Here is a 22,461-nt window from a genome sequence, read left to right as displayed (position 1 = left end):
GAGAAACATCAGTGTAATTGAGTGTACAATGGAATGTCACCTCGTAAGTTGGGCTTTCGTCGACGGCCACTGCTTGGGCCATCCAGTAGACGCAACCGAGCACGGGCGCGTTCTCGTCGGTACGTTCGCGCTATCGAGACTTCACGGACCGAAAAAACCGCCCGGTGCGAGCCCGCTCACCCGCTCCTGGGCTCGCCCATCGCCTCGCCACCGCTCGCGACGCCGCCGTGGCGGCCGACGTAGCCGACGTACACCAGCAGGAGGCCGGTCGACAGCAGGTGGAGCCCGGTCAGGAGCCCGACGGCCCACGCCGCGGTGCTCGGGAAGCCCGCCCAGAGCAGACCCGCCAGAACCAGCGAGACGGCGCCGCTCGCGACGTACCAGAGCCAGTGCGGCTCGGCCCGTCGCTGGACGCCCATCGCGACCTCGATGACGCCTTCGACCGCGAAGTAGGCGATAAGCAGGATCGTCACCGTCGCGAGGCCGAGCACGGGGTTGGCCAGCAGCGAGATGCCCGCGACCGCGTAGAGGATCGCGAGCATGAGCTGCCAGGCCATCCCAGCTACTCCGCCGACCGTGAACGCGTTGACGACGTGTCCGAGCGCGCCGAAGACGAGCAACGCGCCGAGCAGGATCGAGACCGTGACGCCGGTGACGAACGGTGCCGCGATCGCCAACACGCCGAGAACGGTGATCAGGACGCCGACGCCCATCAGGTACCGCCAGCTCCGCTGTGAGTCCGCCGTAACCATCGAGGATGTGTCTGTACTCATTGTCTCTCGCTAGCACGTAGGTTACCTCCCATCATAACCGTATTCGTGATACTGTGGTGATATTGTTATCCGTTCGAACAGTATTGCCGAGGGTTGAATACGGCTACCCGAGAAAGCGTGGCTTTCCCGGCCGGCGGTGGCGTTCGGTGACGGCGGACGGGGCGCGCTCGCGGTGCGTTGCGGAGGGCCGGGCCGGTCGGGGCTGCCGTCGACCGGTGCTCGCGCGGCTGGTTACAGACCGGGTTCCAACTGGGAAGAACAGATTTGTCGCGGCCGGCCCTCTCCCGGAACCGAGATGGGACGGGATTCGTCGCCGCCGAGCCTCGCGGGGGTCCGGAGGCCGGCGAGCGCGGCGGTGCGGCGTCGGTTCGACGACCACCTCGCGGCCGGCGTCGGGCCGGCGGTCGAGCGGAGGAGGGGGAGCGAGTGACCGACGCGTACTATCTCGTCAGCGACCTCCACATCGGCGGCGACGAGCAGTTACGACACGTCGACTTCCGCGAGGAGCTAATCGACTTCCTCCGTGAGCTAGAGCACAGCGACGAGGAGGCGGAGCTGCTGATCAACGGCGACGCGTTCGGACTGTGGGAGTTCACGGAAGTGGAGGGGCCGGAGAAGTTCGACGCACTGGTGGCCGACTATCCGGACCTGTTCGCGCAGTTGCGGGCGACGGGCGAGCGGGTCTCGATCACGCTCATCCCGGGAAACCACGACTACGAACTCGCCGCCTACGAGGAGTACGTCGACCGCCTCGCCGAGTACAACGTGACGCTCGACCAGTCGGTGTCGCTCACGCGCGAGGTCGGCGACGCCGTCGTCCACGTCGAACACGGGATGCAAGAGGACCCGAACAACCGGATCCCCGACTTCGGAAACCCCTACGCGAACCCACCTGGGTACTTCGTGAACCGACAGATCACGAGCCGCGCCGGGCGCCTGTCCGGGCGCGGCAAGTACAACTGGCTCAGGGACATCCAGGCGGTGACGCCGATGACGCAGATCCCGGACTGGTTGATGTCGAACTACTTCTACCGGGAGATGAGCGCGTGGCTCAGGTTCGCGGTCGTCCCCTTCCTCCTCCTGTTCAACGCCGGGGTGCTCTCCGTCGGCATCTTCGCGCTCGACGTGACCGGCATCTGGTCGCTGCCGATGCGGGTCGTCGAGGACGTGCTCGGGCTGTTCGGACCGGTCGGCCGGCTCGCCGACTTCCTCCTCGCGGCCAACCTCGTGATAGTCGGTCTACTGCTCGTCGTCTCGGTCCCGCTGTACGTCTTCTTCAGGGACGTCCGAAAGACGCTCCGGCGGTTCGGACTCGTCCGGGAGGGGCCCGGCGAGGACCCGGTCGAGAAGTACCTCGACCGCGCACGGGAGGTCTTCCGGGCGGACCCCGCAGTGGCCGTGTACGTCTACGGCCACACGCACCGACCCTCGACGACCGAGGTGAACGACCGGCTCGTCGTCAACACCGGGACGTGGTTGAAACGGCTCCATCGAGCCGAACCGGTCGTCGGCGTCCTCCCGCCCGTGTACTACTCGTCGTTCCGTCTCAACTACTTCCGACTCACTGCGGCCGACGGCGGCGGCGTCCGCGTCGAGTACGAGGTTATCGACAAACCGGACCCGAACGACGAGACGCTGCTCGAACGACTCGTCACCCGGCAACCGACACAGCCGCCAGCGATCCCCGAGCGGACCGTCGTCGACCCGCCGCGCGAACGGGAGGGAAGTGCAGTGACAGTCGACGACGAGTGACCTTCCGGAGAGGAGCGACCCTGCGGTGACCCGTCGGTCCGCCGTCCCAGATAAGTCGCTGGAGCGTCACGTTCACGTATGCCCATCGACATCCTCGCCGACGAGGCCCGCGCCGTCGACACGCACGCCCACCAGCCCACGTCGGTCTTCCTCGAAGACGCGGGCGGCCAGCTGATGCGCGACGCGGCCGGGAAGTTCGGGACGGACCTGGAGACCTGGAGCTACGAGGAGATGGTCGCGGAGTACCGCGAGGCGGGGGTCGGTCGCGCCGTCCTGCTGGGGTGGGACGCCGAGACGAACACCGGGAACCCGCCCGTCCCGAACGAGCACGTCGCCGAGGTGCGCGACGAGTATCCCGACTTCTTCGTCGGGTTCGGAAGCGTCGACCCGCTCAAGGACGACTGCGTCGACGAAGCCCGCCGCTGCGTGGAGGGCCTGGCCCTCTCCGGGTTCAAGTTCCAGCAGATCGCCCAGGGGTTCGACCCGAGCGACCCCGCCCACGACGAACTGTGGGCGACTATCGAGGACCTGGGCGTCCCCGTGGTCTTCCACGGCGGCAACTCCACGCTCGGCGCGGGCGCGCCGGGCGGGCGGGGCCTGCAGATCAAGTACGGGAACCCGATGCTGATCGACGACGTGGCCGCGCACTACCCGGACATGGACATCCTGATCGCCCACCCGGCGTTCCCGTGGGAGAAAGAGCAACTGGCTATCTGCCAGCAGAAGGGGAACGTCTACATGGACCTGTCGGGGTGGCTCCCGAAGTACGTCGACGACCAGGTGCTCCACTACGCGAAGACGGTGCTGCAGGACAAGGTGATGTTCGGCACCGACTACCCGATGATCCGGCCGGAGACGTGGCTCGACCAGTTCGAGACCCACTGCGAGTTCCCCGAGGACGTCCAACGGAAACTGCTCTGGGAGAACGCCGAGCGGTTCCTCGGACTGTAGTCCCGGGCCGGGAGCGGTCGGGCGTCATCACCCACGTTCGGGGATCATCCCGTCGCGTTCGACGGCCCGGACAGGTCGGTTCCCTCCGGTGGCTCCTCCATCGTCAGTGCGAACCCGCTGGCCGTCGCCGTCGACGGATCGACGGTCGCCGCGGGCGAGTCCCGGGTCACCGTCGCCGACTCGCCGGCCGTCCCCGAGTCGGTCGGATCGCGGATCGCGGTGAACGGGCCGGCGGTGGCGTTCGCGGTCGCACTCGCGGGCGTCGAGACGGCGACCACGTCGGCACTGGGGACGCAGAACGCGTCTGGTCGCGTGACGGTGACCGACCCGACCGCGGGCACGGAGAACGTCTCGATATCGGTAGTGGCGACGATCTCGTCGCCTTCGTCGGAGCGGACGGTACGGACGTGACGGACGTACCGGACGACGCCGCGGCGGTCGACGAACACGGTGGAGTCGATCGAGAGGGTCTCGCCGGCGCCCACGAGCGCCTCCCCGTCGAAGGTGTCGTTGAAGACGCGTACCTCCGTCCCGTTCCACGTTCGCGTGTCGACCCGTCTGTAGTCCAGACGGCCGAGGCGCTCGGCCAGCCAGTCGCGCCCGGTGAGCGCGTCGAGGTACCAGTCGGTCTCCGGCGAGTCGGGTCGGTAGGGCTGCTGGCTGACGCTCACGCCCGCCTCCGTCTCGTGCAGTCGGTAGATCGTCCCGGCGACGGCGAACACGCGGACGGATTCGAAGCCGAGGGAGACGCCCTCGTAGGTGAACGCCGTCGCGCCCGGCATCGATTCGATGCGAGTGGGGCCGATCCGGGCCGCGAAGCTCCGGTTTTCGAGGGCCGCGGCGTGGCGGGCGACCAGCGCCGACCCGTCGACGGTCCCGTTCTCGGTCGGCAAGGGGACCGGCGTGGCGGGCGTCGGTTCGGGCGTTCGCTCGGCGGGAGCCACCCGCGGCGCCAGGCAGTCGGTCGGCGTCGGGGTCGCCGTCCGGACGGGTTCGGCGTCGGGGACCTCGACGGGCGTCAGCGTCGCCGTCTCGGGGCGGTCGTTCCCGCCGGTCGGGAGGGCGTTGCACCCGGCGAGGACGAGGACCAGCGCGACGACCGCGACGGTCAGTCTCACGGGCCAATTGCGGGAGCCAGCGGCAAAAGTCTACGCTCCCGGTCGGTCCCGATGGGACGTGTCCGGGGAGGACGCGAGTTTCCGTCGCCCGGGAGCGGTGGACGCGCGTCCTCGCGGCGGCGGCGACAGAGCACGTTTATCGGCGCGCCCGTCCACTGTCGATTATGGACGCGAACGACGCGGCAGACCGGGGGGCTCGGCTCGGCGTCGACGTCGGCGGGACGTTCACCGACGTGGCGCTGCTGGTCGACGGCGACCTGACGACCGCGAAGGTCCCCACTACGGGGGACCAGAGCCGCGGCGTCGTCCGGGGGATCGACGTCGCTTGCGAGGCGGCGGGCGTGGACCCGTCGGCGGTCGCGGGGTTCCGTCACGCGACGACCGCCGCGGTCAACGCCGTCCTCGAAGGCGAGGGGGCACGGACCGCGCTCGTGACGACCGAGGGCTTCCGGGACGCCCTGGAGATCGGTCGCCAGGACCGGCCCGACCTCTACGACCTCTCGGCGACGAAACCGGATCCGCTGGTCCCGCGCGAGCGGCGCTTCGAACTCGCCGAGCGGGCGACGACCGAGGGGATCGAGACGCCGGTCGACCCCGATTCGGTCCGCGACCTCGCCGACCGGCTCGACGGCGACTGCGAGAGCGTCGCCGTCTCCCTGCTGCACGCGTACGCCCATCCCGAGAACGAACGACGGGTGACAGCGATACTCCGCGAGGAGCTCGACGTACCCGTCTCGGCGAGCCACGAGGTGCTCGCCGAGTTCCGCGAGTACGAGCGGACGGCGACGACCGTCGCGGACGCATACGTGACGCCCGTCGTCGACGACTACCTCGCGCGGCTGGCCGAGCGGGCGGCGGAGATGGACGTCCCAGCGCCGCGCGTGATGCAGTCGAACGGCGGCATCGCCGACGCGGCGACGGTCCGCGATCGCGCGGTCACGACGCTCCTTTCGGGGCCGGCGGCGGGCGTCGTCGGTGCGGCGCGCTTCGAGCGAGCGGACCACGACGGGCTCGTCACGTTCGACATGGGCGGGACCTCCTCGGACGTGAGTCTCGTCCGCGAGGGGAGCGTCGAGCGGACGACCGACGCGACGGTCGGCGGTCACCCGGTCGGCGTCCCGATGGTCGACGTGCACACGGTCGGTGCGGGCGGCGGGTCGATCGCCTGGGTCGACGAGGGCGGGGCGCTCCGCGTCGGGCCGAAGTCGGCCGGGGCCGATCCCGGCCCCGTCTGCTACGGCACGGGCGGCGAGGAACCCACCGTCACCGACGCGGCGGCCGTGCTCGGGTATCTCGGCGCGGACACGACGCTGGGGGAAGACCTGGCGATCGACCCGGACAGCGCCGAAGCGGTCATGGAGGATCTGGCCGACGAGGCGGGGCTCGACACCGTGATCGACGCCGCAGAGGGCGTCTACCGGGTGGCGAACGCGACGATGGCCCGCGCCATCCGGGGGGTGACGGTCGAGCGGGGCCACGACCCCCGGGCCTTCGCGCTCGCGGCCTTCGGCGGCGCCGGGCCGATGCACGCCGCGGCGCTGGCGGACGAACTGGGGATCGAGACGGTGCTCGTCCCGCCCGGCAACGGCGTCCTCTCGGCGCTGGGCCTGCTCGCCGCCGACGAGCGCCACGACGCGACCCGCACGCACCGAGGGTCGCTCGCGGACGTCGACACGGAGGCCGTCGAGGGAGTCTTCGAGGAGTTGACCGAGAACGTGCTCGCGGAGGCGAGCGACCCCGACGCCGCGGCCGTCGAGCGGCAGGTCGAGTGTCGGTACGAGGGTCAGAGCTTCGAACTCCCGGTCGACGCCCCCGTCCCGTTCGACGCCGAGGCGGTCAGCGAGCGGTTTCACGCCGAACACGAGCGCGTCCGGGGCTACCGCATGGACGAACCGGTCGACCTGATCACCTGTCGGGCGACTGCGACCGTCCCGGGGGAGCCGCCCGAGATCGTCTACGAGCCAGCGGGCGACCCGTTGCTGGGCAAGCGCGACGTGTTCTTCCCGTCGGGGTTCTACCGCGCGCCGGTGTACGACCGCGCCCGGGTGCCCGTCGACGTGAACGTGGACGGTCCCGCGATATTCGCCGGCGGCGAGAGCACCGTCGTCCTCCCCCCGGACTGGTCGGCCCACGCGGACGCTGACGGGACGCTCGTGCTGGAGGCGAGCGAGGAATGACTGTCCGCAGTCTGACCAACCGAACGGCGCGCGCTGGAGCGCGCTTTCATGTGCGCGACGTAGCCGTGCGAGGTCTTCGCGAGTGGAACGAGCGAAGGCTCGGAAGACGAGCGGAGCGAGTCTTCCGGTGGACGAGGAGCGCAGCGCAGCGAGCAGCGAGGGACCTTCGGTCCCTCGGGCCATGCGGGCGACTCGCGGGTCGCCCGCAGACACCGCAGTCGGTTGGGGAGGCGTGTGGTTGCTGGCGGTGCCGTCCGCGGGGCGGGACTGAAAGGGGCCGACTGGTGCGGGAACCCGGGCGAAGCAAGCACCGCAGGGACGGAGCGAAGCGACTGACCGAGGAGCGCAGCGAGCCCCGGGACCGCAGCAGTCGGGGGCTTTCACCTCTCGTTGCCGTCGCTGTTGCCCTGCTCGACACCAACCTCGACTCGAACACAACCAGATCCGAGTTCACCGACACATGAGCGCCCAGAACCACGATCTCGATCCGGTCGAACTGGAGATCCTCAGAAACCAACTGGAGAGCGTCGCCGAGGAGATGGGGCAGGTCCTCATCAGGGGCGCGTATTCCCCGAACATCACGGAGCGCCGCGACTGCTCGACGGCGCTGTTCGACGCCGACGGACGAATGGTCGCGCAGGCGGAGCACATCCCGGTCCACCTCGGGGCGATGCCCGAGGCCGTCGATGCAGTCCTCGACCACGACCCGGAACCCGGCGACGTGTTCGTCCTCAACGACCCGTTCGCCGGCGGGACGCACCTGCCGGACGTCACGCTGGTCTCGCCGATCGCACCGGGAACCGACACAGACGCGACCCACGCTGACGGCGATCACGTCGATCCCGATTCCGCCGAAGACACCGTCCTCGGCTACGCCGTCTCGCGCGCCCACCACGCCGACGTGGGCGGGATGGCGCCGGGGAGCATGCCCGCCGGCGCCCGCGACATCCAGCAGGAGGGGCTTCGCATCCCACCGACGAAACTCGTCGACGGCGGCGAGATCGACGACGGCGTCGAGTCGCTGGTCCTGGCGAACGTCCGGAACCCGGACGAACGACGGGCCGACCTCCGTGCACAGATCGCCGCGAACGAGCGAGCAGAAGCGCGGATCGCCGACCTCCTCGCCGACCACGGCGACCGTCTGCTCGCCGCCTTCGACGCGGTCGTCGACTACTCCCGCGAGCGCGTCGCGGCGGAACTCCGAGACCTCCCGGACGGCACCTACCGCGCCAGCGACGCCATGGAGGGCGACGGGGTCACCGACGAGGATATCCCGATCGAAGTCGCCGTCACCGTCGACGGCGCCACCGTGGAGGTGGACTTCTCGGGCACCGCGGATCAGGTCGCCGGCAACGTCAACGCCCCGCTCACGGTCGCCAAGAGCGCCGTATACTTCGTGATCAGGTGTATAACGGACCCGGAGATACCGCCGAATCACGGCTGTTACGAGCCGGTCAGCGTCACCGCGCCCGAGGGCTCGCTCCTGAATCCCGACCCGCCGGCCGCAGTCGTGGGCGGGAACGTCGAGACGAGCCAGCGCGTCACGGACGTCGTCTTCGCGGCGCTGGCCGACGCGGCGCCCGGGCGGGTGCCGGCGGGCGGGCAGGGGACGATGAACAACGTCGTCGTCGGCGACGCCGACTTCGCGTACTACGAGACGGTCGGCGGCGGCGCGGGCGCGAACCCCGACGGCGACGGCCTCTCGGGTGTCCAGGTCGGGATGACGAACACGCTCAACACGCCCGTCGAGGCGCTCGAAGCCGCCTACCCGCTCCGCGTCGAGCGGTACGCGCTCCGCGGCGACAGCGGGGGCGACGGACGACACCGCGGCGGCGACGGCCTCGTCCGCTCCATCCGCGTCGAGTTCGGAGCGACGGTCTCCCTGCTGACCGAACGGCGTCGGCACGCACCGCGCGGGATCGCTGGCGGCGAAGACGGTGCGGTCGGGATCAACCGGATCGACGGCGAGCGCGTCCCGTCCAAGGTGACACGGGAGGTCGACGCCGGGACGACCGTCACCGTCGAGACGCCGGGCGGCGGCGGCCACGGCGAACCCGCGGCGTCCCGGTCGTCCGCGGCCAGCGACGACGCGGTCGACGGCCGCGGGAAATCGGACGACGGCAACGATTAAGTTCGCGCTGACTGACCGTTCAGTTCATGGCAGACAGAGCGCTGGCGGCGGTGGTGGTGGTCCTCTGCGTGGTCGCGCTCGCCCTCGCGGCCTCCACGCTCGCGGCCACGGGCGGTATCGAGCGCGGGCCGGGCGAGGGGTCCGGGCCGGGGTCGAGCGACCAGCCGCAGAGCCCGCCCGTCGACTCCAACCAGACGGGCGGCGAACCGCTGGGGTTGAACGGCGACTGGGTCGAGCTCCTGATCGCGGCGTTCGTCGTCCTCGCGATACCGGGGGTGCTCGTCCTCGGGCGGTCGCGCCTGCTCGGCGCGCTCCTCGGTATCGGTTTCTTCGTCGTCCTGTTCGCCGTCATCTACTTCGTCTCCGGCATGGACGCCCTCCAGCCCGTCCAGTCCCCCGTCGAGAACGTCTCGGAGGGGCTCCAGGGCGGGGGCGAGCTAGGGAGCGCCGACGAGTCCTCTCAGGAACAGAACCGGGAGATGCCCTCGGTGTTCACGTTCGGGATCATCGGTCTCGCGCTGGCGATGGCGGTCGGGCTGGTCTACTACGCCAGCGCCGGCGTCGACGCGTCGGTCGACCCCGAACCGGCCGCGGAGTCCGACCCGGATGATTCGCCGGCCGTCGCCGAGGCGGCGGGCCGGGCGGCCGACCGCATCGACGACCACGAGGGCGACGCGTCGAACGCCGTCTACGCGGCCTGGGAGGAGATGACGACCGCCCTGCAGGTTCCCGACCCGGCGACGAGCACGCCCGGCGAGTTCGCCGACACCGCCGTCGCCGCCGGCATGGACGAGGCCCGCGTCGACGACCTGACGGACCTCTTCGAGCGCGTCCGCTACGGCCACGAACCCGTCACCGAGGCCCACGAGCGCCAGGCGGCCGAGACGCTCCGCGCCATCGAGGCCGACTACGACGGCGTCGACGCGACGGCGGCGAGCGACCCCGTCCAGGCGGCCGCCACCGGCTCCGCCGCCGCTGAATCGCCCGACGCGAGCGATGCGGGGTCGGACTCGCCCGACGGAAGCGTGCAGACGGCTGACGAGAACGACGATGGGGGTGACGACGCGTGAGTCCCGACGACGTCGACCCGGATCCGGGGAGCGTCACGGACCAGCGACTCCAGCGTGGCGACGCGACGAGCGCGGCGATGGACGCCGTCGACGCGGCCGTCTCCGGCGACATCGACCTGCAGGCGCCGTCGATCCGGGACCACCCGATCCGAACGGCGCTCGGCCTGGTCGCGGTGGTCCTCGGACTCGGGGCAGTCGTCGGCGCCGACGCCGTTCCCGAACTCCCCTTCGACGCGACGCTCGTGACCTTCGTCGCCGGGTTGACGCTCGCGCTCGGCGCGTTCGTCCTGGTGCGCCGCGCGTTCGCCGCGGTGTCCACCGCGGAGACCGCCGACGTGGAGTACCGTCAGTCGGTGTTCGTCCCCGGGACCGAGTTCGACACGCTGCTCCACGACGCCGTCCACGGGATGGGCGGGCGGCGCCTCTCCGCTCGTCAGACCGTCGTCGAGCGGCTTCGCGACGCCGCCATCTCCATCTACGCCCAGGCCGAGCGGATCCCCGAGCGCGAGGCCCGCGAGCGCGTCGACGACGGCACCTGGACCGACGACGCCGTCGCCGCCCGATTCCTGACCGGCGAGTCACGCGTCTCGTCGACCAGCGACCAGGTCCGCACGCTCGTCGGCCGCGGGTCGAAACTCGCCGCCCACGCCGACCGCGTGATCGCCGAACTCACCGAACTCGCACCGGGCCTCTCCGCCGCTGACCTGACCGCGGGGACGACCGACGGTGACCGGGGCGACGCCCCGGACGGCAACGTCCCGGACGACGACGCGGGTCGCGACGACACCGAGCGCGACCGCCCGGCGATCCACCGGACGGTCACGCCGACGCGTCGCCAGGTCGACCGGCGCACCGACCGCTGGACGGGCCTGGCGGGACTCGGACTGCTCACCATCGGCGTCGGCCTCTGGGCGAGCCACGCGAACGTCCCGCCGGGGCTCGTCGTCGCCACCGCCGTCGTCGTCGGTGCCGCCGGCTACGTCTACCTCTCCTCGCCGCCCCCGGTCTCGCTGTCCGTCGAGCGCAACCTCGTCCCCGACGACCCCGCGCCCGGCGACGAGGTGACGGTCAGCGTCAGCGTCACCAACACCGGCGACTCGCTCGTGCCCGACCTCCGGCTCGTCGACGGGGTCCCGCCGGCGATCCGCGTCGTCGACGGCTCCCCGCGCTTCGCGACCGCACTCCGGCCGGACGAGACGGTCTCCTTTTCGTACACCGTGGAGGCGGTCCGCGGCGAGCACGCCTTCGACCCCGTCCACGTCGTCGTCCGCGACTTCAGCGGCGCGCTCGAACGCGAGCGCCACGTCGCCGCGGAGTCCGGCGCCGTCCTCGCGACGGATCTCGAACTCGCCGCCGACGAATCGATCCCGGTCCACCCCCACACCGCCCGGCGGGTCGGCCGCGTCGTCACCGACACGGGCGGGAGCGGCGTCGAACTCCACTCCGTCCGGGAGTACCAGCGCGGCGACCCGATGAGCCGGATCGACTGGAACCGCGTCGCCGCCACCGGCGAGTTCGCCACCCTCCTCTTCCGCGAGGAGCACGCAGCGACGGTCGTCCTCCTCGTCGACGCCCGGAAGCAGGCCTACGCCGCCCCGCGCGTCGACGCCCGCTCCGCCGTCGAGCACTCCGTCGCCGCCGCCGACGTGGTCGTCTCGTCGCTGATCGGCGCCGGCGACTCGGTGGGGCTGGCCGCGCTCTCCCCGGAGTGGTGCTGGCTCGAACCCCGCGGCGGCGCCGGCCAGGGCGCCCGCGCCCGTCGACTGCTGGAGACGCACGCGGCCTTCGACGGCCGACCGCCCAGCGGCGACTTCCACGGCGAGATCGAGGAGCGCAGGCTCCGCCGCGAGCTCCCGAGCGACGCGCAACTCCTCCTCTGCTCGCCGCTGTGTGACGACGGCGCCGTCGCCATCGCCCGCCAGCTCCACGCCCGCGGGTTCCCCGTCACCGTGATCAGCCCGGACGTGACCGACCGCGCGACGACGGGCCAGCGCCTCGCCGCCGTCGAGCGCGCGATGCGCGTCTCCCGCCTTCGTCGCTCGGGCGTGCGCGTCGTCGACTGGGACACCGACCGGCCGCTCGAAACCGCGCTCGACGCCGCCCATCGGAGGTGGTCGGCGTGAGCGTCGTCCGCCGGCCGGCACGGGACTCGGTCTGGCTGGCCGTCGCCCCGGGCGTCGTCGCGGTGCTCGGGCTGACGGTCAACTTCGTCGCCGCCGCAGCGGCGCTCGCGGGCCTCGCGATCGTCGGCGTCGCGACCGACCGCGCCTCGCGACGGGGCGTCACGCTCGGGAGCGGCCTCATCTTCGGCGCGCTGCTGTACGCCGGCGCCCAGGGCGCGCCGCCGGCCGTCCTGCTGCTGGTCACCGCCGCGACGCTCGTGACGTGGACGACCGCCCAGCACGTCGTCGGCCTCGCCGGCCACCTCGGCCGCGACGCCCCGGTCCGTCGCTCGGTGCTCGTCCACATGGGCGGCGCTATGGTCACGACGCTCGCGGCGGGCACGCTCGCGCTCGCCGTCTACCTGTTCGCCTCGGCCTCGCTCCCCACGAGCGTCCTCGTCTTCCTGCTGGTCGGGAGCGCGCTGTTGCTCTACGCGCTGGAGCCGTAACGGCGACCGCCGGCCGTGAAAAATCCGCCTTCCGGCCCCGCGAGCTACCCCTCGTACGTCGCCCACTCGTCCATCCGCACCGTCTCCAGACCGCTCTCCGTCTCGATTTCCGCCTTCAGCTGGAGCGTCTCCTCGTCGTCGTGGTAGTTGTACGGCGCGCGGGACTGGCCGCACATCCACACGGCGCGGATCGGGGAGTCGTGCTCGTCGGTGCCGACGGACCGCGGCGCGACCGGCCGGAACTGGTTGCTCTCGGTCCCCCGCTCGACCACGCGCTCGCGCTCGAACGTCTCGTGGTCGTCGCCGACGCGCCACCGCTCGACGTCGAGACCCTGCTGCTTGTCTTCCCTCGACTTCGGTCCCCGCGAGAGGTACAGCACGTCGTCGCCCTGAACGTGCCCGAGGGAGATGCCCGGCGCGTACTCCTGTTCGTTCACCGCGGTGTCGGTGTTCGTCGCGTAGACGTGGTCGGTCTCGACGACCTCGCTGACCCGCCACGACGCGTCGACGTACTTGGCGTAGTAGAAGCGCTGGTCGGCCTCGTCGCCGTCGGTGAACGACGAGAAGACGATGGCGGGTTCCTCGCCGTCGGTCATCACGTCCCAGATCCAGCCGCGCTCGCCCCGGTCCTCCGCGTCGAACAGCTTCGTCATCTCCTCCTCGCGGATCGGCGTCTCGATCGGGTTGCCTTGGCTGTCCCTGAACTGGTCGGCGGCGGCGTCGTAGTAGAAGTGGCGCACGTCGCACTTGCCCAGCGGGGCCGGTCGCGGGTGCCGGGAGTAACAGATGTCCAGCCGCTCGTCGCTCCGGGCGACCTTGATGTACCCGGAGTAGTCGTCGCCCTCGATCTGGAACAGTCGCTCGCGCTCGGACCACGTCTCGCCGTCGTCGGACGAGCGATAGAAGTAGAACGTGCTCGGGCTCCCGTCGTCGGGCGCGTCCCGGTAGAAGTAGAACAGCTCTTCCGGGTCGGCGAGCCGGAACGGCATCGGGTACGTCGACTGGTTGTGGTCGGGGACCGACCGCTCCTCGCCGAAGCTGTCGATGCGATAGGGTTCGTCGGAGACGCGATAGCGGTTGCCGTCGGGTCGGTTGTGCGCCGTGTAGTACAGGACGATCCGCCCGTCGCGTCGGACGTACACCGCCGGGGAGTTGTGGTCGTCGGGCGCCAGCGCGGGCGTGGTACCGACCTCGCGGTTGACCGCGAAGGTCATGTCGTCGTGGTCGAACCGCGCGACGCCTATCGTTCCCTGCTCGTCGTACTCGGTCCAGCCGACGAACGTGTCAGTCGGCGTCGCGACGACTCTCGGTTCCTGGAACCAGCACCATCCGCCAGTGAGATCCGGTCGGCTCGGGGCCATCGGTTGTCCCGGATTCCCAGTCGCCCGACATCACTGTTTTGGTCGCGAACCCGGCGACCGCTGGGGCGCTACTGAAAGCCGACCGCCTTTGCGCCTGGCTGGCGAATCGTCGGCAGATGAGTACACCCGAAGAAAACCTCGAAATCGCGCTCGACGACGCCCGGGAGTCGGAATCCCGGGAGCAGGCGATCGACGGGCTCCAGGCCGCCAACGAGTGTGACATGCTCGCGGAGGTCGTTCGCCGGGACGACGTCGCGAGCCAGTACCGCGAACTCGCGATGACCAAGCTCGGCCGCCCGCAGTGCGAAGCGACGCTAGAGACCCTCCACGAGAGCGACGCGATCCCCGACTCGCTCCGGGAACAGGCCGAGGAACTCCTGGGGGACGCGCCCGACGACGCCGGGGCCGGACCGTAACCGACCGCGAGCCGCCGACGCGACCGACCCGACACCACCCGACTCTTACGGGGTGCTCGAACTCGCGGGCTGTCGATCCGCCCTCGCCGACGAGCGCCGAGCGGGCGGCTCAGCCGCCGTCCGCTGCCCGGGAAATGCAAGGTCAAGGAAGTTGCACCGGCCGACCCCAGCATTGCCATGAGCGAAGACGAGAGCGACCACGAGATGGGCGTCGAGTTCGGGTCTATCGAGTCGGTGTTCGACGACCTCTCGTATCCGGTTTCGGCCGACGAACTCGTCGAGCGCTACGGCGACGAGGAGATCGAGCGCACAAGCGCCGACCCGATCGCGATCCGCGACCTCTTCGAGGGGATGGGCGACCAGACCTACGAGTCCGACGAGGAACTCAGGCAGGGGATGCTCAACATGATGCCCGCCGAGTCGGTCGGCCGCCAGCGCTACTCCGACCGCGGCGGGTCGGATCAGGACGACATCGACCAGGGGGAGATGCAGGAAGACAACGAAGCGCAGGAGCGAGAGCGCGGCTCCGAGTGACTGAGACGGGACAGATCAGACGGTCGGGACGGGCACTTCGTCGAGGACGGCCTCGACGACGGTCGACTTCTGGACCTCGTCGACGCGCGCGTCCGGCGTGAGGACGACGCGGTGGGCCAGCACCGGCTGGGCGACCCGCTTCACGTCGTCGGGGGTGACGTACTCCCGGCCGACCATCGCGGCCCGGGCGCGGGTCGCTTCCAGCAGGCGCTGGGTCCCGCGCGGTGAGACGCCGACGGCGACGCGCCGGTCCTGTCGCGTCGCGCGGGCGATGGCCGCGACGTAGGTGACCAGGTCGTCGTCGACGCGGACCGTCTCGGGCGACGCGCGCAGGCTCGTGACTAGGTCCTGGTCGAGGACGGGCGAGACCGACGGGCTCTGCTCGTCGCGCGCGAGGCGGCGGTGGAGCAGTTCCTCCTCGCCGCCCTCGTCGGGGTAGCCGATGGAGGTCTTGACGAGGAAGCGGTCGACCTGTGCCTCCGGGAGCTCGAAGGTCCCCTCCATCTCGACGGGGTTCTGCGTTGCGAGGACGAAGAAGGGCGAGGGCAGGTCGTAGGTGTCGCCGTCGACGGTGACCTGCTCTTCCTCCATCGCTTCGAGGAGGGCGGACTGGGTCTTCGGGGGCGCGCGGTTGATCTCGTCGGCGAGCACGACGTTGGCGAACAGGGGACCTTCGTTGAACTCGAACTCGCGCTCGCGCTCGTTGAAGACGTGGGTGCCGGTGATGTCGGCGGGCAGCAGGTCGGGCGTGAACTGTACGCGGGAGAAGTCGAGGCCGAGGGCGGTCGCCATGCTGCGGGCGGTGAGCGTCTTGCCGGTCCCGGGGACGTCCTCCATGAGGACGTGGCCGCGGCCGACGAAGCCCAGCAACACGGTTTCGAGGAACTCGCGGTCGGCGATGACGGCCGAGCCGATCTCGTCGAGGACCCGCTCGCACTCCGCGCTCGCTTCGGTGACGTCCATGGATTCCGGTGAGTCTGCCGACACTTTAGGTGTTTGGTTGCCGAGACGACCGGCGCCGCGCGGTCGCGACTCGGCGTTCCTCGTCACGATCGGGGACCCCGACACTCACCCCCACGCCCTCCCGCAAACCGTAACCGATAAAGTCGGCTTCCGTGTACGGGTATACGAGCCGAGGTAGCCTAGCCTGGCCAAGGCGCCTGCTTCGAGAGCAGGTCTCCGCAAGGACTCGAGAGTTCAAATCTCTCCCTCGGCGTTCTCCGCGAACCACACCGGCGAGCGACCGCGTTGCGTGTCGCTCGCCTCGGTGAGCGGGAAGGCCACGTGAGATTCGAACCCTGGAAGTCCCAGCGCGCGAACGGCGTGAGCACGACCGTCTCGGCGTAGTTCAAATCTCCCTCGGCGTTTTCCACGACACGCGACGGCGAGCGACCGCGATGCACGTCGATCGAGCGGTGAACGCGGGCGCCACGCGAGGCCGAAGGAAACGAGTCACGGCGCGGGCGGCCACACCGAGTGAGACGGAGGCCGGATCAGTCCTCGTCGCCGGCGTCGGCGTTCTGGGCGACGGCGGCGACGATGCCGGCGGTCTGGCCGAGGCCGACGACGGCGATGCCGACGGCCGCCTCGACGGCGGACCCGGCGAGCGCGTGGGTGCCGGCGCCGGCGAGCGAGCAGATGGTCGCGGCGAGGTAGACGGTACTGAAGGGTTTCTCGACGGACTGGGCGGTCGCGACGAACGCCAGCGCCGGGAGGACCATCCACCCGTAGAACGCGACCGCCAGCGTCGGGTCGACCGCGGGGGTGACGGCGAGGTCCACGGCGGCGACGAGCGTGATCACGAACCCGAGGACGAGCACCCAGCGCCAGAGGCCGAGCACCGGCCCCGTCATCGCGTCGCGGGTGGCGACGGCGAAGGCGCCGAGCAGGACCGTCATGACGGCGAGCGCGACGAGGAGGGGTCGGCGACCGACGACGTCAACGCGGGCCGCGAGCGCGAGCGTCCACGCGGCGGGGACCAGCAGCGCCGGGGCCACGTCGGTCAGCGAGCGACTCACGGCGACCGACTACGGCTGACTCCCTGTTCGGCGTTTCGGTGTCGGAAAGCGATCGCGGGTGGTCTGGTCGGCGGGCAGTCCACCCCTCAGATGCTGGCGACGAGGAAGATGAGCGCGGAGACGGCGAGCGCGGCGGTGATGATGGCGCCGGCGAGGGGCGCGCCCATGGAGACGGCGGCGTTGGCGGTCGAGGCGAGCATCTCGGTGCGGTCGTTCCCGAAGACGGTCACCTCCGCGGTCTCGGTCTCCATGCCCGCCTCGACGGGTTCCAGGTCCGCCTTCGCCCGGTCGACGAGGTCGGCGATGAGCGCGACCAGGTCGGCCTCGGGGACGGCGTCGCCGACCTGGTTCTCGGCCTCCATCGTGTTGACCACGTGCGTGTCGGTGGTGAGCACCTCCAGTCGGTCGACCGCGTCGATCCGGGAGACGATCCGCTCGCGCAGCCCCGGGACCATGTTGTTGCCGTCGACGAAGACGTAGGCGGTGTGCTGGCCGTCCACCTGGAACACGGCGACGCGGATGCCCAGCGGGCCGATGCCCTCCTCGGGGTCCCACGGCGTCTCGTCCCAGGCGACGCCGAGTTCCAGCGGCCCGGCGCTGGCTGCCGCGAGCCGCTGGCCGACCTCGCTGGCACCGTGGATCATGTCGAACGAGCGCTTGCTCCCGGGGACGACGTGGCCCAGGTCCTCGCCCTCGAGACCGTTGTTGCAGTTGTGGGCGTCGGCGAGCATCACGTCCGTCAGGTCGCCGGTGCGGGCCTCCGAAACGGCCGAGAGACCGACGGCGTACTCGACGTCGTCGGCGAACTGCGGGGAGAAGGTCGAGGCCAGGAAGGCGCTGTCGCCGAAGGCCTGGCCGGTCAGGGTCGCCTCGCCCTCCGTGACGCGGACGGACTTCGTGGCGGTGGCGTCGTACTCGATGCGCTGGTAGGCGGTCTCGGCGGCGTCGATGACGGTGTCGACCTCGCGTTCGGTGACGAGGTTGAAGTCGTGGCCAGCGGTGGCGTGGGGCGGGAAGGCGAGGCCGTCGGCCTGCTCGGCGATGCGCCGCGGGAGGTTGCCGCCGCCGATCTCGCCCATCGGGCCGGGGTGGAGCATCGGGAGGACGAACCGCCCCTTCTCCCCGCCCTCGGGGCGGCGAAACGAGAGGACGCTCACGGGGACGAGCGCGTCCTCGCCGATATCCTCGAAGAACGCCTCCAGTTCGTGGCTGCCTTCGGCGACGTGGCCGATGAACCCGCGCACGAAGTCGAGGACGCTCACGCCGAGGCTGCGCTGCCAGGGCTGGTCGATGACCGTCAAAAATAGCCAGACCGCGACCGCGTAGATCAGGCACAGCGCGGCGAGGATGGCGAACTTCCCGGGGTCGACGTATTGCATCTGGGCGATCCGTTCGGGCGCCTCGTCGGCCCGGAAGAGGAACGCGCGGGCGACCGGGCCGCCCCACTCCAGGTAGCGCATCGCGCCGCTGTAGACGAAGAGCAAGAGCGCGGCGGAGACGGTCTGGATGCTCGCGGCGGCCGAGGCGACGACGAGTCGCTGGCGCGAGACGGCCATGATGACGAACAGCCGCAGGGCGAAGATCGAGGCCAGCGCGACCAGCAGCGCGTCGACGACGAACGCCTGGCTCAGCGGCGTGAGCACGACGACGACGGCCGCGACCGTCAGAACCGCGATCGTGACGAGCTCGCAGGCGAGCGCCAGCAGGGAGGCCTGGTTACGCGTGAGCTGCCCCCCGAGCTTGCGGTCGACGTACGGTGTGAACACGCTCGCCGCGACGGTCGGCAGGCCGATGTAGAACAGCCCCTCCCAGGCGTCCTCGAAGACGTACCTGGAGTCGAACGCGGCGACGCCGATGACCGCCGCGATGAGCAGGGCGAACCCGACGCTGGAGTACCAGCTCGGCGCCCGGAAGACGAACCGGGAAAGGTTCGCGAGATTGCCCTGGTTGGTCGTCATGTCTATCGTTATACTGCAATCACCGCACGGTCACTTTAAACGTTGGAGTTCCGTCAGACGTCCGTCAGCGGCGGCATCGGACGCTCAAGTGTCGTTTCTCCGTCGAGGGAAGAATCAGATCGGCCCCGCTCGGGCGCTCACTCGCAGATGGCCAGGAAGTTCTCGAAGACCTCTTCGCCGCGTTCGGTGTGGGCGACCTCGGGGTGCCACTGGACGCCGTACAGGTCGCGGTCGGTGTCGCTCATCGCTTCGACGCTGCAGACGTCGCTCTCGGCCGTGCGCTCGAAGCCGTCGGGGACGCGCTTGACCTCGTCTGCGTGGCTCGCCCAGACGCGGGTCTGGGGGGCGAGCGAGCCGATCAGCGGGTCCGCGTCGTCGAGCACGTCGACGGTCACGTCGGCGTAGCCGCCGTAGTCGCCCTCGCCCACCTCGCCGCCGAGTTCCCGGGCGATGATCTGGTGACCCAGACAGATGCCCAGGACGGGCACGTCGAGGTCGAGGTAGTCGGGGCAGTTGCCGATGCGGTCGATCGAGGGGCCGCCCGAGAGGACGAGACCGTCGGCCTCGATCTCCTCGGGGGGCGTCTCGTTGTCGACGAGTTCCACGTCCACGCCCATGTCCCGGAGCGCGCGCTGCTCCAGGTGCGTGAACTGGCCGTGGTTGTCGACGACGTCGATACGGGTCATTACCGCCCCGTAACTCGCCGGGCGATAAAAGGAGTCCGGAACGGACGGACGCGGGCGGAAAGCGGAGGGCGACCCGAGCGGGCCGGATCGATCGACCGGGCGGCCGCCGAATCGCGGGTGCAGGAACGCCAGCGCGTCGTTCGATGCCAGCGCGTTTATCCGATTCGCCCGCGTCCCGCCGGTAGATGCGACGAGTCTTCCGCGTCGTCCTCGGGTTCGCGCTGGCGTTGCTGGCCGTGGGCGGGTTCCTCTGGTTCGTCGGGCCGGCGAGCGTCTTCCGCGAGTTCTCGCGGGCCGACCCGGTACCGCTCGGCGCCGGCTTTCTCGCCGTCGTCGGCGCCTTCTACTGCTGGAGCGAGGCCCTGCGGCGCCTGCTGGTGAGCGTCGGACAGGACGTGCGCGGGCCCCGCTACCGGGCGGCGTTCATGAGCGGCGAGTTCCTCAAGCAGATCGTCCCGATGGGCCACTCCGGGGGGCCGGTCTTCGTCTCCTACGCGGTCAGCCGCGAGACCGACGCCCCCTACGAGGAAGCGCTCGCCGCGGCGACGGTCGTCGAGTTCGTCAACATCGGTGCCTCGGTCATCCTCGCGGCCTGCGGGCTGGGCGTGCTCTTCGCGACGGGACGGGCCACCGACGGCCCCGTCTTCGCCGCGCTGGTGATCGGGCTCGCGATCGCGGTGGCGTTCCTCCTCTCGGTCGCGGTCCTCGTCCACTCCCACCGCGCGCTCCTCGAGCGCCTCGTTCTCCGGTTGGCGGCCGCGGGTCGAGCGACCGCCGGTCGGCTCTCCGCGCGGGCACACGCGGCGCTCGCGGCCGACAGCGTGGGGGCCACCTTCGAGACGTACTACGCCGCGTTCGATCGCGCCCTCGGCGACCGCGAGCAGGTGTGGCGCGCGACCACCTTCTCGCTGGTGGGCTGGGCCCTGTTCCTCCTGCCGATGTACACGAGCTTCCTCGCCATCGGCGAGCCGGTCCCCTACGCGCTCGTCGCCCTCGTCGTCCCCGTGTTGAGCCTGGTCAACATCGTCCCGCTGCCGGGCGGGCTCGGGGGGTTCGAGGTGGCGCTGGCGGGCGTCCTCGTCGCGCTCGTCGGCCTCGATCTCCCGGTGGCGACGGCCGGCGTCTTCCTCTATCGGCTGTCGAACTACTGGTTCGTCGTCCTCCTCGGAGCGATCGCGTCGGCGTCGGTCTCCGTGCGGCTCGCCGACCCGCCGACCCCGCTCGCTCCGACCGACGAGGGGACCGTCGAGCGGGAGTAGCGCCCGATCGGGTCGCCGCCGGACGATTTTTACCCGGTGCGGTTCTCTGTTCACGAGTATGTCACGTCGTCTCCGACTGGTCGTCGGATTCGCGCTGGCGCTGCTGGCCGTCGGAGGGTTCCTGCTGGCGGTCGGACCGGAGGCGGTGTTCTCGGAACTGGCGACGGCGAAGCCGCTCGTCCTCTCCGTGGGGTTCCTGTCGGTCCTCGTCGCCCTCGGGTGCTGGAGCGAAGCGGTACGACGACTGATCGGGAGCACCGGCCACGCCGTCGGCGGCCTGCGCTATCGGGCGGCGTATCTGAGCGGCGAGTTCCTGAAGCAGGTGATCCCGATGGGACAGAGCGGCGGCCCGGTCCTGCTGTCGTACACGGTCAGCGCGGAGACCGACGCCCCCCACGACTCCGCGCTGGCCGCGGCGACCGTCTTCGCCTTCCTGAACGTCCTCGCGTCGCTCATCCTCGCCGTGGTCGGTCTGGCGGTCCTGATCCTCACGCGCCGGGGCCCGACCGGTGCGCTCCTCCGATCCGTGCTGGTGACGATGGTCGTCATCTCGGTCGGCATCCTGGGGCTGACGCTGCTGGCCGTCTACCGGCGCCCCGTCCTCGAACGCGGGGCGCTGGCGGCGGCCGGCGGCCTGCGGCGGACCGTCGGGCGACTCTCCGGTCGAGCCCGGGCGGCGCTGGCGCCTGCGCGCGTCCGGGAAGCCCTGGAGCGGTACACCGCGGTCGTCGGGCAGTTGGCGGGCGACCGGCGCGGCATCGCCGCCGCCGTCGCGCTGTCCGTCACCGGCTGGATCTTCTTCCTGCTCCCGCTGTACACGAGCTTCCTCGCCATCCAGTCGCACGTCCCATTCATGCTGGTCGTCTTCGCCATCCCGGTCGTGACGCTGTTGAACGTCGTCCCGCTGCCGGGCGGGCTCGGGGGGTTCGAGGTGGCGCTGGCCGCCGTCGTGGCGGCGATGGCCCTCGTCGACCTCCCGACGGCGACCGCCGCGGTCTTCCTCTTCCGGCTGTCGAACTACTGGTTCATCGTCCTCGTCGGAGGGATCGCGGCGGCGTCGCTCTCGCTGGGGGTCCGCGACGCGCCGCTGCTCCCGGGCGAAGAGGACGAAACCGTCTGACCGGCGTGGCGCAGTAGCTACCCAGTCGACCCCTTCACGCCAGGTCGGTCGGGTCGAACCGCTCGTTGCGCCCCTGCCACGCGGTCTCCCCGCGCGACTCGCGGGTGTCGAGGTACACCTCGATCCCGTTGCCGTCGGGGTCTGAGAAGTACAGCGCCTTGCTGATGCCGTGGTCGACGGGGCTGACCTGCACCTCGCGCTCGCGCAGGCGTTCGTAGACGCTCGCGAGCGCGCTCGGCGCCGCCACCTCGAAGGCGACGTGGTAGAGGCCCACGCCGAGGCCGGGCCCGTCGGCGCCCCCGCCGACCTCTTGGAGCGCCACGTCGTGGTGGCGCTCGCCCCACGAGAGGAACACGTAGCGCCCCTCCCGCTCGGTCACGTCGAGGCCCAGAACGTCCCGATAGAACGCCAGCGCGCGCTCCAGGTCCCGCACTTTCAGGTGGACGTGGCCGACCGCGTGGGGATGTGTCGGCTCCGTCCCGTCGGTGGCGCTCTCGTCGGTCATACCCCGTCAGTTCGATCCTTG

The 22,461-nt window shown here is 70.7% G+C and carries 20 protein-coding genes and 1 tRNA gene; 13 read left to right on the top strand and 8 right to left on the bottom strand.

Going from position 1 to position 22,461, the window contains the following annotated elements; translation table 11 throughout:
* Positions 1 to 176: 176 nt before the first annotated feature.
* Positions 177 to 773, bottom strand: coding sequence for an HdeD family acid-resistance protein (locus ACMGFE_RS17950; RefSeq protein ID WP_436926605.1), 597 nt, complete (start codon positions 771 to 773; stop codon positions 177 to 179).
* A 295-nt stretch (positions 774 to 1,068) separates the two neighbouring features.
* Here ACMGFE_RS17950 and ACMGFE_RS17945 point away from each other — a divergent pair, with 295 nt between their 5' ends.
* The 3 genes from ACMGFE_RS17945 (at position 1,069) to ACMGFE_RS17935 (ending at position 3,476) form a co-directional block, all read left to right on the top strand.
* Complete coding sequence (locus ACMGFE_RS17945; protein ID WP_436926604.1) at positions 1,069 to 1,203, top strand: hypothetical protein; 135 nt, start codon at positions 1,069 to 1,071, stop codon at positions 1,201 to 1,203.
* Entirely contained in the window at positions 1,200 to 2,525 is a 1,326-nt protein-coding gene (locus tag ACMGFE_RS17940) for a metallophosphoesterase (RefSeq protein ID WP_436926603.1), read from the top strand. The genes ACMGFE_RS17945 and ACMGFE_RS17940 overlap by 4 nt, the downstream gene beginning before the upstream one ends.
* 78 nt (positions 2,526 to 2,603) lie before the next feature.
* Positions 2,604 to 3,476, top strand: a complete 873-nt coding sequence (locus ACMGFE_RS17935) for an amidohydrolase family protein (protein WP_436926602.1) — start codon at positions 2,604 to 2,606, stop codon at positions 3,474 to 3,476.
* Between the two features lie 44 nt (positions 3,477 to 3,520).
* Here ACMGFE_RS17935 and ACMGFE_RS17930 read toward each other — a convergent pair whose 3' ends face one another.
* Positions 3,521 to 4,594 (bottom strand): hypothetical protein, encoded by a 1,074-nt coding sequence (locus tag ACMGFE_RS17930; protein WP_436926601.1) that lies wholly within the window; start codon positions 4,592 to 4,594, stop codon positions 3,521 to 3,523.
* Positions 4,595 to 4,758: 164 nt separating this feature from the next.
* Here ACMGFE_RS17930 and ACMGFE_RS17925 point away from each other — a divergent pair, with 164 nt between their 5' ends.
* From ACMGFE_RS17925 to ACMGFE_RS17905, 5 genes are all read left to right on the top strand, one after another.
* Positions 4,759 to 6,771, top strand: coding sequence for a hydantoinase/oxoprolinase family protein (locus tag ACMGFE_RS17925; RefSeq protein WP_436926600.1), 2,013 nt, complete (start codon positions 4,759 to 4,761; stop codon positions 6,769 to 6,771).
* Between the two features lie 460 nt (positions 6,772 to 7,231).
* Positions 7,232 to 8,902: a hydantoinase B/oxoprolinase family protein gene (locus ACMGFE_RS17920; RefSeq protein WP_436926599.1), complete on the top strand. Its 1,671-nt coding sequence runs from the start codon at positions 7,232 to 7,234 to the stop codon at positions 8,900 to 8,902.
* Positions 8,903 to 8,928: 26 nt separating this feature from the next.
* Entirely contained in the window at positions 8,929 to 9,972 is a 1,044-nt protein-coding gene (locus ACMGFE_RS17915; protein WP_436926598.1) for a DUF4129 domain-containing protein, read from the top strand.
* Positions 9,969 to 12,095: a DUF58 domain-containing protein gene (locus ACMGFE_RS17910; RefSeq protein WP_436926597.1), complete on the top strand. Its 2,127-nt coding sequence runs from the start codon at positions 9,969 to 9,971 to the stop codon at positions 12,093 to 12,095. Before ACMGFE_RS17915 ends, ACMGFE_RS17910 begins: the two co-directional genes overlap by 4 nt.
* The gene (locus ACMGFE_RS17905) at positions 12,092 to 12,583 is read left to right on the top strand and encodes a DUF7519 family protein (protein ID WP_436926596.1); all 492 of its coding nucleotides are present in this window, start codon (positions 12,092 to 12,094) and stop codon (positions 12,581 to 12,583) included. The genes ACMGFE_RS17910 and ACMGFE_RS17905 overlap by 4 nt, the downstream gene beginning before the upstream one ends.
* A 44-nt stretch (positions 12,584 to 12,627) precedes the next feature.
* Here ACMGFE_RS17905 and ACMGFE_RS17900 read toward each other — a convergent pair whose 3' ends face one another.
* Positions 12,628 to 13,944, bottom strand: coding sequence for a BNR-4 repeat-containing protein (locus ACMGFE_RS17900; protein WP_436926595.1), 1,317 nt, complete (start codon positions 13,942 to 13,944; stop codon positions 12,628 to 12,630).
* A 116-nt stretch (positions 13,945 to 14,060) separates the two neighbouring features.
* Here ACMGFE_RS17900 and ACMGFE_RS17895 point away from each other — a divergent pair, with 116 nt between their 5' ends.
* Positions 14,061 to 14,360: a hypothetical protein gene (locus tag ACMGFE_RS17895; protein ID WP_436926594.1), complete on the top strand. Its 300-nt coding sequence runs from the start codon at positions 14,061 to 14,063 to the stop codon at positions 14,358 to 14,360.
* A 177-nt stretch (positions 14,361 to 14,537) separates the two neighbouring features.
* Positions 14,538 to 14,894 (top strand): DUF5789 family protein, encoded by a 357-nt coding sequence (locus ACMGFE_RS17890; protein ID WP_436926593.1) that lies wholly within the window; start codon positions 14,538 to 14,540, stop codon positions 14,892 to 14,894.
* 15 nt (positions 14,895 to 14,909) lie between these two features.
* On the opposite strand, the gene ACMGFE_RS17885 is transcribed toward ACMGFE_RS17890, so the two are convergent.
* Positions 14,910 to 15,857: an AAA family ATPase gene (locus ACMGFE_RS17885; RefSeq protein WP_415380619.1), complete on the bottom strand. Its 948-nt coding sequence runs from the start codon at positions 15,855 to 15,857 to the stop codon at positions 14,910 to 14,912.
* A gap of 168 nt (positions 15,858 to 16,025) precedes the next feature.
* Between ACMGFE_RS17885 and ACMGFE_RS17880 the strand changes: the two genes are divergently transcribed.
* Positions 16,026 to 16,110 (top strand) — tRNA-Ser (locus tag ACMGFE_RS17880).
* A gap of 277 nt (positions 16,111 to 16,387) precedes the next feature.
* Here ACMGFE_RS17880 and ACMGFE_RS17875 read toward each other — a convergent pair.
* From ACMGFE_RS17875 to ACMGFE_RS17865, 3 genes are all read right to left on the bottom strand, one after another.
* A complete protein-coding gene (locus ACMGFE_RS17875) occupies positions 16,388 to 16,912 on the bottom strand; it encodes a hypothetical protein (protein WP_436926592.1) in 525 nt (174 codons plus the stop codon).
* A gap of 86 nt (positions 16,913 to 16,998) precedes the next feature.
* Positions 16,999 to 18,870 carry a DUF2070 family protein gene (locus ACMGFE_RS17870; RefSeq protein WP_436926591.1) on the bottom strand — a complete coding sequence of 624 codons (1,872 nt, stop codon included), beginning with the start codon at positions 18,868 to 18,870 and terminating at the stop codon, positions 16,999 to 17,001.
* A 137-nt stretch (positions 18,871 to 19,007) separates the two neighbouring features.
* Positions 19,008 to 19,556, bottom strand: coding sequence for a GMP synthase subunit A (locus ACMGFE_RS17865; protein ID WP_436926590.1), 549 nt, complete (start codon positions 19,554 to 19,556; stop codon positions 19,008 to 19,010).
* A gap of 185 nt (positions 19,557 to 19,741) precedes the next feature.
* Between ACMGFE_RS17865 and ACMGFE_RS17860 the strand changes: the two genes are divergently transcribed.
* Positions 19,742 to 20,815 carry a lysylphosphatidylglycerol synthase transmembrane domain-containing protein gene (locus ACMGFE_RS17860; protein ID WP_436926589.1) on the top strand — a complete coding sequence of 358 codons (1,074 nt, stop codon included), beginning with the start codon at positions 19,742 to 19,744 and terminating at the stop codon, positions 20,813 to 20,815.
* A 58-nt stretch (positions 20,816 to 20,873) separates the two neighbouring features.
* The gene (locus ACMGFE_RS17855) at positions 20,874 to 21,935 is read left to right on the top strand and encodes a lysylphosphatidylglycerol synthase transmembrane domain-containing protein (RefSeq protein WP_436926588.1); all 1,062 of its coding nucleotides are present in this window, start codon (positions 20,874 to 20,876) and stop codon (positions 21,933 to 21,935) included.
* Between the two features lie 34 nt (positions 21,936 to 21,969).
* Here ACMGFE_RS17855 and ACMGFE_RS17850 read toward each other — a convergent pair whose 3' ends face one another.
* On the bottom strand, positions 21,970 to 22,440 hold the full coding sequence (locus ACMGFE_RS17850) for a VOC family protein (protein ID WP_436926587.1): 471 nt from the start codon (positions 22,438 to 22,440) through the stop codon (positions 21,970 to 21,972).
* Between the last annotated feature and the right edge of the window lie 21 nt (positions 22,441 to 22,461).

This window comes from Halosimplex amylolyticum (genome assembly GCF_051414035.1).
In the GTDB taxonomy this organism is placed as follows: Archaea; Halobacteriota; Halobacteria; order Halobacteriales; family Haloarculaceae; genus Halosimplex; species Halosimplex amylolyticum.
Note: the sequence above shows the minus strand (reverse complement) of the source record. Positions and strands in the feature narration are given on the sequence as shown.

Coding starts and splice junctions, on each gene's coding strand:
- ACMGFE_RS17915 (WP_436926598.1), top strand. CDS start 8,929: ATGGCAGACAGAGCGCTGGCGGCGGTGGTGGTGGTCCTCTGCGTGGTC.
- ACMGFE_RS17900 (WP_436926595.1), bottom strand. CDS start 13,944: ATGGCCCCGAGCCGACCGGATCTCACTGGCGGATGGTGCTGGTTCCAG.
- ACMGFE_RS17920 (WP_436926599.1), top strand. CDS start 7,232: ATGAGCGCCCAGAACCACGATCTCGATCCGGTCGAACTGGAGATCCTC.
- ACMGFE_RS17945 (WP_436926604.1), top strand. CDS start 1,069: ATGGGACGGGATTCGTCGCCGCCGAGCCTCGCGGGGGTCCGGAGGCCG.
- ACMGFE_RS17890 (WP_436926593.1), top strand. CDS start 14,538: ATGAGCGAAGACGAGAGCGACCACGAGATGGGCGTCGAGTTCGGGTCT.
- ACMGFE_RS17870 (WP_436926591.1), bottom strand. CDS start 18,870: ATGACGACCAACCAGGGCAATCTCGCGAACCTTTCCCGGTTCGTCTTC.
- ACMGFE_RS17855 (WP_436926588.1), top strand. CDS start 20,874: ATGTCACGTCGTCTCCGACTGGTCGTCGGATTCGCGCTGGCGCTGCTG.
- ACMGFE_RS17865 (WP_436926590.1), bottom strand. CDS start 19,556: ATGACCCGTATCGACGTCGTCGACAACCACGGCCAGTTCACGCACCTG.
- ACMGFE_RS17885 (WP_415380619.1), bottom strand. CDS start 15,857: ATGGACGTCACCGAAGCGAGCGCGGAGTGCGAGCGGGTCCTCGACGAG.
- ACMGFE_RS17860 (WP_436926589.1), top strand. CDS start 19,742: ATGCGACGAGTCTTCCGCGTCGTCCTCGGGTTCGCGCTGGCGTTGCTG.
- ACMGFE_RS17850 (WP_436926587.1), bottom strand. CDS start 22,440: ATGACCGACGAGAGCGCCACCGACGGGACGGAGCCGACACATCCCCAC.
- ACMGFE_RS17950 (WP_436926605.1), bottom strand. CDS start 773: ATGAGTACAGACACATCCTCGATGGTTACGGCGGACTCACAGCGGAGC.
- ACMGFE_RS17935 (WP_436926602.1), top strand. CDS start 2,604: ATGCCCATCGACATCCTCGCCGACGAGGCCCGCGCCGTCGACACGCAC.
- ACMGFE_RS17895 (WP_436926594.1), top strand. CDS start 14,061: ATGAGTACACCCGAAGAAAACCTCGAAATCGCGCTCGACGACGCCCGG.
- ACMGFE_RS17925 (WP_436926600.1), top strand. CDS start 4,759: ATGGACGCGAACGACGCGGCAGACCGGGGGGCTCGGCTCGGCGTCGAC.